Below are 15,017 nucleotides of genomic sequence, written 5' to 3'. Positions count from 1 at the left end.
CTTCGTGCCCCGGCCAATGGTGAGCCAAATTTGCGCTAAAATCTTGATTCCCTCAAGACGTAAGCAGAAAACCATTTTATGGCAATTTTGAAAGCAATAGTTTGAAATTGTCAATGACCAAATTCGGTTCGTCAATCATGATGTAGTGTCCCGAATGGGTGGCGGCAATATGGGTAAAATCCGTTACCCCATTTTTTAATAATTCGTGGGCATCATACCAGGCTTGCATGGCTGATGCAGAGTGGGTGGCATCCACTTGCATGTGGGTGAGCACGAGTACGGGGACGTTTGGTAAGGAGGGTAATGTGCGCATGTATTGCAGGTCTTCAATAAATTCCCTGGCTTCCAGAGTTCCACCGAAATTGGCCCCATTGGCATTTTTGGAAGCCTCGTAAAGCCCGTCTTCCTCCGCCTGTGAGGGATGGTTATAGAATTCATGCGAGGGATCCACAAACAACAGGGCTGCCGTTTTGAGGGGATTTTTAATCGCATAATCTCTTATAATCAAACCGCCCAGGGAGTGCCCGATCAAGATTACTTTTCTTCCGTTTGAAAACGTATCGATCACACGCTCCAGTTCGCTGCGTAACCGGTCGATCGTTCGTGGGCCTGGCCCATTTTCTGATTGCCCATAACCGGCCCGGTCATACAGCAGTACGTCAGCAGTGCTGTTTATTTGTGCCGCAACAGCGTTGTTGTTCCATACCGTATGGTCCTCGCCTAATCCGGCTTCAAAAACAACTAAATAGGTTGAGTTTTTTAGTGCGGAGAACGAGGCTAGTTTATGGGTGGTTAACGAAATCTTTGATTCGGTAAAATCGGGCGTTGTGTCGTTCGGTTTTTTACAGGAAACAACCAGGAAAAGGGTGGCTACTGCCAGTGCTAGGATCTTCATTTCAGCGTTTTTTTCATGCCCATCTTGATTAGTTCAAGGTAGCCGTCAGATTTAAAAAGCACGGACTCAACGGGAGCACCCGTGCGATCCGTGGACACTACATCGACTTCAACAAGCCCCGGCGCCGGAGCAGCGGTTTGATGTCCGGTTCGGAACCCCGGAAGTTTTTGTAAAGCGTCATGGGCTCGTCGGTGCCGCCCTTTTCGAGGACGTTCTTGCGGAACGACTGGGCCGATTTTTGATCGAAAAGCCCTTTCTGCTTGAAAACCTCAAAGGCATCGGCATCGAGCACCGCCGACCAGATGTAACTGTAATATCCCGCCGAATAACCGCCCGCAAAAATATGCTGAAAATACGTGCTCCGGTAGCGCGGAGGAATCTGGTCGATCAGCCCGATTTTAGCCATCGACTGCTTTTCAAAAGCCAGCACATCGGAGGGCGTCTGGTCGGGCTTCAGGGTGTGGTAATCCATGTCGAGCAACGAAGCGGCCAGGTATTCCGTCGTTTCGAAACCCTGGTTGAAGAGGCTGCTTTTGTTAATTTTCTCAATCAATGCGTCCGGAATTACCTCGCCGGTTTTGTAATGTTTGGCGTAGAGCTTCAGCATTTGCGCTTCCTCCGACCAGTTTTCCATAATCTGGGAGGGCAACTCCACGAAGTCACGCGGCACCGCCGTTCCCGACAGACTTCCGTAGGTAACGTTGGAGAGCAAACCGTGCAAAGCGTGACCAAATTCGTGGAAAAACGTCCGGGTTTCTTCCAGACTGAGCAAGGCCGGGGCGTCGCCTGCGGGTCGGGAGAAGTTGCAGACGATGGAAACCACCGGGGCTATTTTCTTGCCATTTTCCACCTTCTGACGCCGGTAGCTGGTCATCCAGGCACCCCCGCGTTTGCTGGCGCGCGGGTGAAAATCCATGTAAATGATGCCGATGTGTCGGCCGTCGGCTTCTTTCACTTCGTAGCCCATCACTTCCTCCTGATAAACCGGCAAATCCGTCCGGCGTTCGAAGCGCAGGCCATAAAGCCGACCGGTCAGCATAAAAATGCCTTCGCGGACATTTTCCAGCGAAAAGTACGGTTTGAGCTGTTCACCGTCGAGGGCGTATTTTTGTTTGCGGAGTTTTTCGGCATAATACCGCCAGTCCCAACTTTCCAGCTTTTCATTTTTGCCTTCCTGGTCCATCATCGCCTGTAACTCGGCGGCTTCCTGTTTCGTTACGGGAGCCGCAGCCGCCCAGAGCTGGTTGAGCAGTTCGCTCACTTTGGCGGGGGTCGAAGCCATGCTTTCTTCCAGCACAAAAGCCGCGTGGCTGGCATAGCCGAGCAACTGCGCTTTTTCGGCCCGAAGCGCCACCATTTTGGCCATGATTGCTTTGTTGTCGCGCTCGTCGTTGTGATTCCCGCGTTCGAGGTAGGCCCGGAAAATCTGCTCGCGGAGGGTGCGGTTATCGGCGTATTGTAAAAAGGGCATGATGCTCGGATTTTGCAGCGTAAAGACCCATTTTTGACCCATCGGACCGCCCTCCAGATTCCGTTTTTTGGCTTCTTTGGCGGCCGCGTCTACGAGTGAAGGGGGCAACCCGCTGAGGTCTTCTTTTTTATCGATCACCAGCGTGTAAGCGTTGTTTTCCGCCAGCAGATTCTGGCCGAATTTCAGCGTAAGTACCGAAAGCTCCTCATTTATTTTCCGCAACCGATCCTGTTGGTTCGACGAGAGTGCGGCCCCGCCCCGCACAAAATTTTTGTAGGTTTTTTCGAGCAACTGCTGCTGTTCGCCGGTTAGTTTGAGTTGGTTCCGTTGGTCGTAGACGGCTTTTACGCGCTTAAACAGCACCGGGTTCAGGGCAATGTCGTCGCCAGTTTTCGCCAGCTTCGGGGCAATGGTCTGGGCTATTTTCTGCAGCGCATCGCTGGTGTTGGCGCTGTTGAGGTTAAAAAATACCGTACTCACCCGGCTGAGCAGATCACCACCCGCTTCGAGAGCTTCAATGGTGTTGGCAAATGTCGGTGCCTGCGTCTGATTGGTGATCTTGGTGATGTCAGCCGCCTGTTGTTTAATGCCTTCTTCAAAAGCCGGTTCGAAATGCTCAGGCCTGATTTTATCGAAAGCCGGTACGCCAAAAGGCGTGTTGTAGGCACTAAAAAAAGGGTTTTCCGCGGTGGATTGGCCGTTCACCGGCGCGAGAGCCGTCAGAATCATAGTCGTTGTCAGCAGTATAAGCGTTGATTTCATCGAAGAACGCGTTGGTTGGATTACGTCAAAACTACAGAATCGCGTTGCGAAAGCAAAACGTACCTACGGACTTCAGTCCGTGAGATTCTGGTATGGTGAAGGTTTAAATCTGATGCGGATCTCACGGACTGAAGTCCGTGGGTACGTTTTGTCCGCCAGCGAACAGCCATTGTCCGGCTTCGTACAGTAAGATTTTCAGGGTTAAATCTTAACTATCTGATTTACAGAATATTATTTTGTTGGCACGGCATTTGGAATACAGGTGATCGAACAGGTAAACAACACTTTTGAATTTTAAGAATACCTACAACAAATACGAAACGTAAACAACACCATGTTAAATCTCCTGAGTAATCTGATCTGTACGGCGCTGTTGAGCGCCCCGCTTAGTGGCGATCCCGCTGCTCCAAAAGCACTGCCGTTTGAAGTGGGTACGTATGTGACTTCCGAAAATAAGATTCGGGTATCCATCGAAAAATCAGCGCCGGAATCGGTTGTGCTGCTGCTCCGCAATGACAAAAAAGAAATCCTTTTTCGGGAAGTGATTTCAAAAAAACAGTTGAAATACGCGGCCAAACTGGATATGAAAAACCTGACCGATGGGACCTACGAACTGGAATTTAAGTCGGCTCAGGGAGCCATCCGCAAGCAGGTTAACGTGGTTACCCAGCCGGTGACCACCCCCGAGCGAATGGTAGTGATGAACACACCGGTCGACTAATTCAGCCACACTACCTAGAAAAAATAGACAAACTGGAAAAACACCCCTGCCGATCAGGGGTGTTTTTTTATGAACTTGAGTGCCGGTCGTCAGCACCTTATTCAGTCCGTATCGGTTCTTTTGAAAGATGACACACGTGAAGTACCCAAGGTTGGAACGGTTTTTCGTTAATATTCCCGTTAATTCGCAGAATCATTGGACGTGATCAACCACGAACCGGCGTTCAACGTACACCATCATGAAATTTGACGATTATTATATTGCCCCCGAAATCAAGCGGAATCTGGAAGGTTTGGGTTTCAAAAAGCCGACTGATATTCAGTTCAAGTCGATTCCGCCGATTCTGAAGGGCGAAGACGTGCTGGCGATTGCCCAAACCGGTACGGGTAAAACGGCGGCTTTTGCCATTCCGGTCGTCAGTATGCTGCATGAACGCAAAACGCAGAAACGGGCGGAGGGAATCAAGTGTCTGGTGATGGTGCCCACCCGCGAACTCGCTTTGCAGATCGCCGGTGTGTTCGAGCAGATTTCCCGCCATATGAACCTGAAAGTGTTTTGTGTGTTCGGCGGGGTGGAACAGGGGCCGCAGATTGCGCAGCTGGAAGCGGGCATCGACATCCTGATCGCGACGCCCGGCCGGATGTTCGATCTGGTGAGCCAGGGCTACATCCGGTTGCAGCGGGTCGAAATCCTGATTCTGGATGAGGCCGATCACATGCTCGATCTGGGTTTTATCAAAGACATTCAGGACCTGATGAAATTTTTACCCCGGAAACGGCAGACGCTGTTTTTTTCGGCAACGATTAACGAGAAAATTAAGAAGCTAGCCTATTCGCTGGTACACAACGCCATCCGGATTCAGATTTCACCCAAAGATCCGGTGGCCAAAAATATCGATCATTCGGTGGCGTTTGTGGCCATGGACGATAAGCGGTTTTTTCTGGAACGATTGATCCAGGAGCACCCCGAAAGCAAGATTCTTGTGTTTGTTCGAACCAAAATCCGGGCCGAGCGGGTGTTGAAAGCCCTGGAACGGGTCGGCATCAAAAGCGAAACCATTCACGGTGACAAAGAGCAAAAAGACCGTTTGCAGGTCATGAATCAGTTTCGGAGCGGGGTCGTTAAAGTGCTCATTGCGACGGACATCAGTGCGCGGGGCATCGACATTGCCAACGTGGACTACGTCGTGAATTACGACCTGCCGGAACAGCCCGAAAACTACGTCCACCGCGTGGGCCGAACGGGCCGGGGGACGCAGAAAGGACAGGCATTTTCGTTTTGCAGCCCCGAAGAAAAGCCGATTCTGGACGAAATTGAAGCTTTTCTGGACAAACCCATCCGCGTGGCACAAATCGACCAGATCGACTACATTGAAACCGTCGATGCCAGCAAAGGGGCGCAGTTTGATCTGAAGGCGCTGATGAAAGAAGCGGAAGAAATGCAGCTGGGGCGGAAAAAGCGGAAGAAAAAATAAAGATTCGTCAAGGGTCTTCGAAACCGGAATGCGTATGCAGATTGCCAATCTTTTGTCCGGAATACCGGCCTCCCTGCCCGAGGAATTGGTGGACGAATTGCTGTCGGGAAGGGGTTTTCGGCTGGAACGCATCGTTTCCAAAGGACACGGCTCGCCCGACGGTTTTTGGTATGATCAAGCCGAGCACGAGTGGGTTATTCTTTTACAGGGCGAGGCCCGGCTGGAACTGGATGGGCACCCCGAACTGATTCATTTGTCGGCGGGGATGGCGGTAAATTTACCGGCTCATCTGAAACACCGGGTGGCGTGGACTCATCCGGAGGAGGAAACGGTCTGGCTGGCGCTATTTTATTCGACCGACTAAAGTTTTTGGGTTCAAACTTCTTCCGATGGAGCCGTTGTAAGCGGCAGAGGGGAGGGGCCACGCCGGAAGATTGTTGCCGGTTCAACAGCCGTGAGCTTCATTTGGGTTGAAGTAAGGGAAACCGATGAACCGGCCTCATTTTTAACCCACTCCTGAATTTTCCTATACCTATAACTCGACCCTTAAATGAAGTCCAGAAGGCAATTTTTAAAGCAGTCATCCCTGGCAGCTCCTTTGACCTAACCAGCAACGCCCGCATGCCTGGTCCAGCGATTAGCGCAGGGTACCTCCCAAAACCGTGCATAAAAGCTTTGTTTTTTGGAAGCGTATCCTGATGGCCCCCCGATTATTTTACTGCGGCCTTGGGCAGAAAACCGTTCAGCGGGAATAACCTGCCTTTCAGGCGGACAGCCTTAAATAGAAAGAAAAGAAGGTGCGGTAATGCGCTGAAATTCAAATTGTTACATTATAGTCGGGTCGTTTGGGAGGAGCACGACACAGGCCGCCCTGCCCAAATGACCCGATCAATACCGCTTTCTCATGAAACGGTAGACAACCTCTGAACGACGAAGGAGCGGTTTACGGCAACGCAAACGCCACGTACCGATCGCCCGATTTTGTTTTGAGTTTGCCACCCCCGCAGGCAATCACCACGTATTGCTTGCCATTGACGGCGTAGGTGCTCGGCGAAGCATAGCCCGCAGCAGGCAGTTTGGCACGCCAGAGTTCACGGCCCGTCTTTCGGTCGAAAGCCCGGATCAGCTCGTCGCGGGAGGAAGCGATGAAGAGCAGTCCGCCCGCCGTAACGGCCGGGGCACCATAATTGTCGGTACCCGTCGGGGGGATTCCCTTCGCTACCAGTTCGGGGTATTCGCCCAGCGGGACCTGCCAACGGTGTTCGCCTGTATTCAGATCGATCGCCGTCAGCGTGCCCCAGGGTGGGCGGCTCACGGGATACCCGGACCGGTCATACCAGCGGGTAAACCCGGTGTGGTGGTAGGGGGCCGTGTTCAGGCCCGCGTTGCTGGCGACGGAGGTCGTTTTGCCGAACAGAAAATCCACGATGGCCTTGCGCTCGGTTTCTTTCAGGTGGGTGAAGGCCGGCATCATGCCCTGGCCTTTGGCCAGCACCTGGGCCACGGACGTCTCGTTGCGTTTTTGGGAAATGCTGAGCAGGGCCGGATAGGTTCCGTCGTGACTGCCTTCGCGGTTTTGACCGTGGCAGGCGGCACAGTGGGTTTGGTAGAGCTGGCTGCCGGTGCGGTCGACGGCCTGGGCTGACGCCGAACTGGCGGGGGTCGGAACCAGCCCCATGGTGACCGGTATTTGCTTGGCGGGAACGTACATCACCCCGGCTTCGTCCACGGCGGCCCCGCCCCACTGCGCGCCCCCGTCGGTGCCGGGAAAAAACACGGTCCGGTTAGGACTCAGCGGGAGGGGAATGAACTCCTTGCCCGATTGCCAGCGCCGGAGCTGGGCCAGCACCGTGTCGCGGTCGGTGACAAAGTCATTAATATCGCTTTCCGAAAACGATTGCCGGGTAAAAGGGGCCGGTTTCAGCGGAATCGGCTGGGTGGGCCAGGCTTTCTCCCCCGGAACGGTAGACGCGGGCATGGGTCGTTCCTCAATGGGAAACAGCGGCTTCCCCGTAACCCGGTCGAAGACAAACAGGAACCCTTGTTTGGATAAAACCGAAACGGCATCCACCTTTTTGCCATCATGAACGACGGTGAATAAATTGGGCGGGGCCGGAATGTCGCGGTCCCAGATGTCGTGGTGGATCGTCTGAAAATGCCAGCGTCGCTTGCCCGTGGCCGCATCGAGGGCGATGAGGCTATTACCGAACAGGTTCTGGCCGGGTCGGGTACTGCCGTATAAATCGAATGCCGCCGTTCCCGTGGGAACATAAACGATGCCGCGCTGCCGGTCGATGGCCATCCCCATCCAGTTATTGGCTCCGCCGAAGTTGCGGTATCCGTCTTTCGGCCAGGTGTCGGCCCCGTACTCGCCGGGATGGGGAATGGTGTGGAAGGTCCAGACGATCCGCCCCGTGCGCAGGTCGTAGGCGCGCACGTCGCCGGGCAGAGCCGGTGCGATCTCCGACACCCGGTGGCCCATGATGAGCAGATTTTTATACACCACGCCCGGCGTGTTGCTCACCACATACTCATCGGCTCCCGGGCGGGCCAGGCCCTCTTTCAAGTTGATTTTTCCACCTTTTCCAAAACTGGCCACCGGTTTCCCCGTTCGGGCGTCGAGGGCGTAGAGCAGCGAGCCGTAGGCGAAGAAGATCCGGGCCTCCCGTCCATCGGTCCAGTAGGTAACACCCCGGCTATTCATGGCGAAGGTATCGTCGGTGAAGGCCGTTTTCCAAAGCTCCTTGCCCGTGGCCGCGTCGAGGGCAAAGGCCTGCGACCCCGCCGAAACACCGTACAGAACGCCGTCGACGATGAGCGGGTTGCACTGAATCTGGGTATTGTTTTTGAGCGTATCGACCCCGCCCGATGCATATTCCCAGGCAACCTGTAAGCCCGCAACGTTACCGGGATTAAGCTGCGTAAGGGGCGAAAAATGGTTGCGATCGGGCCCGCCGTTGTATTCGGGCCAGTCGGTGGTGGCGGGTTTATCGGTCAGGCTGAGCAGGCCAAGCGTCAGCAGGAAGGCGGAGTAGGTAAACCGTTTCATGAGTAGGGTTGAAGGAAGGACAAATAAACACAAAAGGACCGAAAGTTGCGGCAACCTCTTGGCTTATGTGATTCAGGATCACCAAAATCCTATCGGTTCTACTGAATCGTTTTTCAATCCTTCCGGCACGTTACCAGACGCGTCGTCCAACGTTAATCGAGCAGAATCACCGATTTTCCAATCCGTTTATCCCGCCGGGATTCTCCGTAGGCTTCCTTCACGTTGGTCAGCGAGTAGGTCTTATCCAGCACAATCTGCAGGTCACCTTCAGCTAGATTCGTTAACGTCATGAACCTTTCAACGGTCGGTTTCAAGATCAGAACCTTGTATTTTTGCCCGGAAAAGAGGTTGTTCAAGAACGAATAAATGAGCGTCAGCGGAGAAGGAAGCGTACTGACAAAAACGGCTTTTCGATTCATCAGGCTCTTTGCGTCTTTAAATGAAAGCTTGGTGGATAAGTCGATAACCGCGTCGAACCGTTGATTGAGCTGGCTGATTGGTTGCTTTGTATAGTCAACTACGGTATCTGCGCCCCATTTTTTTGCCGCTGCAACGCCATTCGTACTGACAACCGCCGTAACTCGGGCCCCTCGTTTTTTGGCAATCTGCACGGCAAACAGACCAATTCCACCGGTCGCACCGTTGATCAATACGTTCTGGTTAGGACCAACGGCCGCCAGCTCATCGCTAATCTGAAGGGCTGACAGCCCCGTTACGGGTAGCGCGGCTGCATGCTCAAACGGGATATTGGCCGGTTTTGGGGCGATATCGTTCGCCTTGACGACCACGTAATCGGCCAGGGCTCCGCCTTTAAATACGTCTAGTAAACCAATGACCGCATCACCGGCCTTGAAGCGGGTAACGGCGCTGCCGGTCTGATCGACAATCCCCGAGAAATCGATGCCCACCGATTTAGGAAATTTAGATCCCGACATCAATTTCATTTCTCCCCCATACACCTTCCAGTCCAGGGGGTTGATTGAAACCGCTTTCACCCGGATCAGCAGTTGATCCTTCTCAATACCGGGCACCGCCTGCTCGGCTATCTCCAGCACGCTTTCGTCGCCAAACTGGTTATAAAGTACTTTTCTCATACGAGTTGCATTTTAAAGCCTGATCACTGGAAATGGGTTATACGAGTTGTGACAATTCCTCTAAGACCGGATAATCGGTGTATCCTGACATACCCTGGGTGTAGAGGGTCTGGTAATCCACCTCATTGAGGGGGGCGTTTTTTTCGATCCTTCGCATGAAGTCCGGGTTGGCAAGAAAGCTTCGGCCAAAGGCCACCAGGTCAGCCGATCCGGCCTGTAATTTCGCTTCGGCGGTTTCGGCGGTTAGTCCGTTACAGTAAATAAGCGTATTGGAAAAAACGCTACGAATCGCCTGATGCGTTTTCCGGGGTATCGAAGGGCTGTCGGAGATGTGGATGTATGCAATGCCCAGCCGGTTCAACTCCTCACTCAGATACGCATAGGTCTGGTGAACTTCTTCCTCTTCATAGGCAGGCATATCGCTCAGCGTAGAGTAAGGCGAAATGCGCAAACCAACCTTCTCCGGGCCGATGGCATCGGCGATTTTTTCAGCGATCTCCAGCGTTAAGCGGCTGCGGTTCCGGATACTTCCGCCATAGTTGTCTGTCCGGTTATTGACATGGGGGTTCAGCGATTGCTCCAACAGGTACCCGTTGGCACCGTGAAGTTCCACGCCGTCAAAACCCGCTCTGATGGCGTTTTGGGCGGCTTGGACGAAGTCGCTGATCACCCTGGTTAGGCCCTGTTCATCCAGCGCTACCGGCGTGGAATAGTCCTGCATACCGGCGGAGTCGGTAAAGATTTCTCCGACTGCTTTACTGGATGAGAGACCTACCGGCTGATACCCTTCCGGTAAATTGGCGACGTGGGCGATCCGGCCGGTATGCATCAACTGCAGGAATATCCTGGAACCGCCTTCGTGGACGCCCTTGGTCACCGCCTTCCAGCCTTCGACCTGGGCCTCGGAAAAAATGCCCGGAATCCGTGGATAACCCAAGCCTTCCGGGCTGGGTGAGGTACCTTCGGTAACGATCAGGCCAGCTCCGGAACGCTGCTTATAATAGGTGGCCATCCATTCATTGGGTAGATTGTTCAGCGCCCGGCTACGCGTCATTGGGGCCATAACAACATGGTTTTTTAACCGTAGCGAGCCTTTTACATAAGGCATTGATAATTTTTTCATTGCTGTGTGTTTGAATGATTACACAGCAAAGGTGGGCCTTCTAACGAACTGTAAATAGCGCAAAAAGCCGGAAAAATAGTCGAATCCGACAGGGCAAGTCCACCGAGACGACTACACGGACAGGGATATTATTTTCTTATTAGTCTGTGAATAGTCTGTAAAGAATGCAACCTACCGATTAAAGGTGTTTTTTGTAGAAATTCACAATCTGTTCAATCATCAGCCCTGGCTTATCGTGAGGAATATTATGGGAAGCGCCTTTCACATAAATCAGACTACGATTTGGGTGACCCTTTACTAAATTGCGCTGGTCATCCTTAAATCGTTCGTTCTCTTTGGCATCCAGAAAAGGACCTTTCTCCGCCATCATATCCAGCAAAGGAATGGTAGAAGGTAAAGGCACCTGTCTCACGTAATCACTCGTACGCTCCATTCGGGCCAGTAAATAATACAAACTCAGGTAGTCCGCTTCATACTCTTTACGGTTAAGACGTTGAAAATAAGCCCTGGCAAATCGCATATCAGCATAGGAAGGGATTCTAGGATCCACGAGAATAATACCTTTGACCTGGTTGGGATTCCGAGCCGCGTAAACTCGGTTGTAAAAACCGCCTAATGAATGCCCGACCAATAAGAGATTGTTATCTCTGTAACCAAATTGCTGCAAAGCAGCCTCTAAACTTTTGATTTCCTGAAGAATTGTGTAACCCGCCGTATCAAAACTACTTTGGCCAAAGCCAGCCCGATCATACGTGATCACGGTTGCCTGAAGACGGTGATGCACGGCTGTCGCAATCGAGTCCCATTGGGAGGCATCCTGACCTCCCCCCGATTCAAAGAGGATAGGCGGATTCTTTCCTTTTAGAATTCTAAAATGAAGTTTGTAAGCGTCGGTATCAACAATAGTGTCGAGTAGTTGCGCATCGGCGTTTACAGTCACCAGAGACATCCAGAGGAGAAAAGTTTGTATGAAATGCTTCATGGGCTATTCTACGGCTTCACTGTGTCTATTGAGTAAAACTACATTTTCCGAAGGTACAAACCCCGGTCATAAACTTTACAGACCTGCTCACAGATCAATAGGATGGATGTCCGGGCGCACCGTGGTACCGGCTGGCCTGGAAACGTTCTTTGAGGAGATCGGCTAACCGGCTGCTCCCGGCTTGGTCGTGCCGCTGCCCTATTTTGATGAAGCAATCCGTAAAGGCCTGCAGGCCAGCGCCGAAAGGTCCGGTCGGTACGTATTCTCATCCGAGTAGCCGGGGTAAGCAGCGCGTCAGGAATACGAATACCGCTTCGGGTTTAGGCCGTAATGCTTTTCAAATAGTCGGCTGAAGTGGCTCAGATTGGAAAATCCCAGCTCATAGCCCACCTCGCCAACGGAATGTTTACCCTGTTTCAACAGGAAGGCGGCTTCTTCCATGCGGGCCTGCTGGTAATAAGTGTAGATCGTGGTGCCAAAGGTTTGCTTGAAAAGCTGCTTCAGTTTGGTTTCGCTCATGGCTGCGATCTGGGCCAGTTCACGGATAACCGGAGGCACGCTCAGGTCGCTAATGATCTCACGGCGGATGTACAGAAGTCTTTCCGCATCGGCGCTGTTGATCGTTTGATGGGCCGCGCTTTCGCGGAAAGACAATTTGTGAAAAACCAGATAGAGCAGTTCCTGCACCTTGATCTGCATGTAGAAGTGGCTCAGGCTGTCACTCATATCCATAGCGGTTATGTTTTTAAGCAGCAACTTGGTCTCGGCTTCCATGCGTTCGAAAAAAAGAAAGGAATTACCGCTGCCGGTAATGGTTTGCAGGACCGAATTCGGCGCGTTGACGGCTAATAATTCGGTCAACCGGGGCGGCTTTATGGCAACGACCACGTAATGAATCTGTTGATGGGCGGGAAAACGAATGGTTGAACTCAGATCGTTGGACGTGACCTGGATAGCCGACTCATCACGCTGCGAAAACAGGACCTGGGTGTCATCATTGTAAGCAATCTCCAGTGCTTGCTCGTTGTTGTAAAAAAAGACGGTGATCAGGTCATTTCCCTGGCCGGACGTATGGCGTTTGATGACAAGTTCTTCCTTGAGACAGTAACGATGTATCGTAATCTTGAAGTCGGGCCCAAATGCTAACTTCCGAATATACCCCTGCCCGAAATGATCCGGTATTACCAGGAGCCCGTTCTGAACCGTTGTCTGGATGTGACGGGCAAAGTAAGTCATAAAGTCAAAATCGGGGGTGGCCGAAAAACTGAATATCATATCGAAAGGGCCCTCGGGTGCCAACGTTCAGCAATAGTGCATCAGCGTAAGTTATACTGACAGCGTCGAATTTGAAAATAGGTACGCAAAAAACCGGGGAAGCGGCTGGCCGTCATCAGTACCGATCTCAAAATGATGCATTTTAATCCGGATCAGTTTTCCGTTCACTTCATCCGTGAGCAGGTACAACTGGGATTAGGTTCAGGATAAAATACCGGTCAACTTTTGTGAAAACGGTTCACCGTGTTCTAGAGGGGTCTTTTTTCTCCGCACCTCAGTCCAGGCTTACGCCCGGTTTTTGTATTTGAGATGGTCAGTTGTTCTTTTTCAAATGATAACAACGTAAATCAGGGTCTGTAGGATCAGGCTCATTTGAATGCCTAAACGAGAACTTCTCCAACAGTTTTATGGAACTCTGATTCTCTCTGTGAACGAATGCTTCAATTGCTGCAACGTTAAGGGTATTGAATGCATAATCAATCACTTTCTCCAGAGCCTCTTTCATGATGCCCCGCCCTTGAAAGTTTGGCATTAGTTCATAGCCAATTTCACATTGGTCATTTTTATCAGAAAAGCCAAAAAGACAAATTGTCCCGATCAAAGCAGTATGGTTACTCAACGTTATGGCCCAATATAGCGAGTCGTTTTTGATAACATTCTCATTGATCGTACGTATAAAATTCCTTGCATCATCAATGGTATCGCTTGGTGGCCGGTCGAGATATTTATTTATTGCACGATCCGAACGCAGCGTAAATACTTCCCGCTCGTCATCAACCCGTACTTGTCGAAGCGTAAGCCTTTCCGTTTTCAAAATTGGGAAAGGTGTGAAGATTCTATTCAACATTCCGTGGAATTTTGCCGGATAATAAAAACGATAACCATCATCCGTCGGACCGATAAAGTGTCGATTGACGCCTAACTCCTACAAAAGACGCAATGCCTATTTTGTATACTATAGGTAAAGCATGGCAGATAATGCCATTTCCGCGATGTCTGGTTTTACCTCGTTACCGGAAGACCGAAGAGCACCAAACACTAAAACCCAACTAAATGCTTTCATAAGGAATCAATCATCTAGTGCATTAGCGCCCAACCTCCACCAGGCTATGCGTCGATTGGCTATTTCATGAGAAGTTCGGTTGGTGAGACGTTTTCTGCAGTATCCAAAACCGGCTTTCAGGGCTTTCTGCTTAAATTACTCAGTATCAGGTCGGCCAGCTGGATCGTATAGGCCGGAGCAATTTCATGACCCATTCCTTCAATGAGTGTAAACCGGGCGTTCGGTACGTTGCTGGCTACGTCGCGCCCGGCTTCGGGCGTAACCAGCGGATCGTCGCTGCCGTGGATCACCAGCGTCGGTACCCGAATCGTTTGTAGCTGCCGTTCGCGCCCGGCATAAAAACCCGCCAGCGAAGCCGCTCCCTGTCGGATCAGACCAGCGGGGTAATAGGATCGCCGGACATCCTGCTCGACCGCTGCCTGTATTCGAAGAGAATCCAGCGAATCAGCCTTGCCACTGAGCGCCAGCAACGATTTTACTTCGCGCCGGATATAACCTGTCGTATCGGTGGATGGCCACGGTGCCGGAATACCGCTCAGCGCGGCCGGTTTCGCAATCAGGGGAAATCCGGCCTTACCACCACCCGCCATCAGGCTGGTTAGTGTCAACACGCGTTCGGGGTGGTTGTAGGCCAGACGCTGGGCAATCATACCCCCCATGGATGCGCCCACGACGTGCGCTTTTTCAATATGCAGCGCGTCCAGCAGACCGGCCGCATCGCTGGCCATATCGTCCAGCGTGTAGGGCAGGGCGGGTGTTTTCTGTTGAGTTAATGCCTGCCCGATGGCGGTAAAATCAGGTAGACCTGCCTGAGTCAGTTTAGTCGACAGGCCTACATCCCGGTTGTCGAACCGGATCACCTGATAACCCCGGCGGGCCAGATAGTCGCAAAACGAAGTGGGCCAGGTCGTTAACTGGCTGTTCGTTCCCGCAATCAGCAGGATGGCTTCGTTTTTGGAAGAACCAAATCGTTCATAGGCCAGGGTCATCCCGTTGGCGTTGACCAGACCCGTCCGGGGTCTGGATGATTCCCGGCAGTGGCGCAGGATAGCGCAGGAACTTAATCCTACCGTCAGGGCGAGCATATAGGCCAGGGTTGTTTTCATGG

General features: G+C 52.1%; 12 protein-coding genes. 3 read left to right on the top strand and 9 right to left on the bottom strand.

What is annotated here, in order from left to right; translation table 11 throughout:
• Positions 1–76: 76 nt before the first annotated feature.
• Together EHT87_RS09765 and EHT87_RS09760 are read right to left on the bottom strand one after the other, a co-directional pair.
• Entirely contained in the window at positions 77–895 is an 819-nt protein-coding gene (locus EHT87_RS09765; RefSeq protein WP_124906419.1) for an alpha/beta fold hydrolase, read from the bottom strand.
• A 97-nt stretch (positions 896–992) separates the two neighbouring features.
• Positions 993–3,128, bottom strand: coding sequence for a M3 family metallopeptidase (locus EHT87_RS09760; protein ID WP_124906417.1), 2,136 nt, complete (start codon positions 3,126–3,128; stop codon positions 993–995).
• A 334-nt stretch (positions 3,129–3,462) separates the two neighbouring features.
• On the opposite strand from EHT87_RS09760, the gene EHT87_RS09755 reads away from it, so the two are divergent.
• The 3 genes from EHT87_RS09755 (at position 3,463) to EHT87_RS09745 (ending at position 5,687) form a co-directional block, all read left to right on the top strand.
• Entirely contained in the window at positions 3,463–3,849 is a 387-nt protein-coding gene (locus EHT87_RS09755) for a hypothetical protein (RefSeq protein ID WP_124906415.1), read from the top strand.
• A gap of 238 nt (positions 3,850–4,087) precedes the next feature.
• A complete protein-coding gene (locus EHT87_RS09750) occupies positions 4,088–5,323 on the top strand; it encodes a DEAD/DEAH box helicase (RefSeq protein ID WP_124906413.1) in 1,236 nt (411 codons plus the stop codon).
• Between the two features lie 34 nt (positions 5,324–5,357).
• A complete protein-coding gene (locus tag EHT87_RS09745) occupies positions 5,358–5,687 on the top strand; it encodes a cupin domain-containing protein (protein WP_185716180.1) in 330 nt (109 codons plus the stop codon).
• A gap of 579 nt (positions 5,688–6,266) precedes the next feature.
• On the opposite strand, the gene EHT87_RS09735 is transcribed toward EHT87_RS09745, so the two are convergent.
• From EHT87_RS09735 to EHT87_RS09705, 7 genes are all read right to left on the bottom strand, one after another.
• A complete protein-coding gene (locus EHT87_RS09735) occupies positions 6,267–8,372 on the bottom strand; it encodes an outer membrane protein assembly factor BamB family protein (protein WP_124906409.1) in 2,106 nt (701 codons plus the stop codon).
• A 152-nt stretch (positions 8,373–8,524) separates the two neighbouring features.
• A complete protein-coding gene (locus EHT87_RS09730) occupies positions 8,525–9,466 on the bottom strand; it encodes an NAD(P)-dependent alcohol dehydrogenase (protein ID WP_124906407.1) in 942 nt (313 codons plus the stop codon).
• 37 nt (positions 9,467–9,503) lie between these two features.
• Positions 9,504–10,574: an alkene reductase gene (locus tag EHT87_RS09725; RefSeq protein ID WP_310587552.1), complete on the bottom strand. Its 1,071-nt coding sequence runs from the start codon at positions 10,572–10,574 to the stop codon at positions 9,504–9,506.
• A gap of 193 nt (positions 10,575–10,767) precedes the next feature.
• The gene (locus EHT87_RS09720) at positions 10,768–11,571 is read right to left on the bottom strand and encodes an alpha/beta fold hydrolase (RefSeq protein ID WP_124906403.1); all 804 of its coding nucleotides are present in this window, start codon (positions 11,569–11,571) and stop codon (positions 10,768–10,770) included.
• A gap of 294 nt (positions 11,572–11,865) precedes the next feature.
• A complete protein-coding gene (locus tag EHT87_RS09715) occupies positions 11,866–12,846 on the bottom strand; it encodes a helix-turn-helix transcriptional regulator (RefSeq protein ID WP_124906401.1) in 981 nt (326 codons plus the stop codon).
• 313 nt (positions 12,847–13,159) lie between these two features.
• The gene (locus EHT87_RS09710; protein WP_124906399.1) at positions 13,160–13,693 is read right to left on the bottom strand and encodes a GNAT family N-acetyltransferase; all 534 of its coding nucleotides are present in this window, start codon (positions 13,691–13,693) and stop codon (positions 13,160–13,162) included.
• 332 nt (positions 13,694–14,025) lie between these two features.
• A complete protein-coding gene (locus tag EHT87_RS09705) occupies positions 14,026–15,015 on the bottom strand; it encodes an alpha/beta fold hydrolase (RefSeq protein ID WP_124906397.1) in 990 nt (329 codons plus the stop codon).
• Positions 15,016–15,017: the final 2 nt, after the last annotated feature.

This window comes from Larkinella knui, assembly GCF_003858645.1.
GTDB classification, from domain to species: domain Bacteria; phylum Bacteroidota; class Bacteroidia; order Cytophagales; family Spirosomataceae; genus Larkinella; species Larkinella knui.
This window is presented reverse-complemented; position numbering and strand designations above follow the sequence as displayed.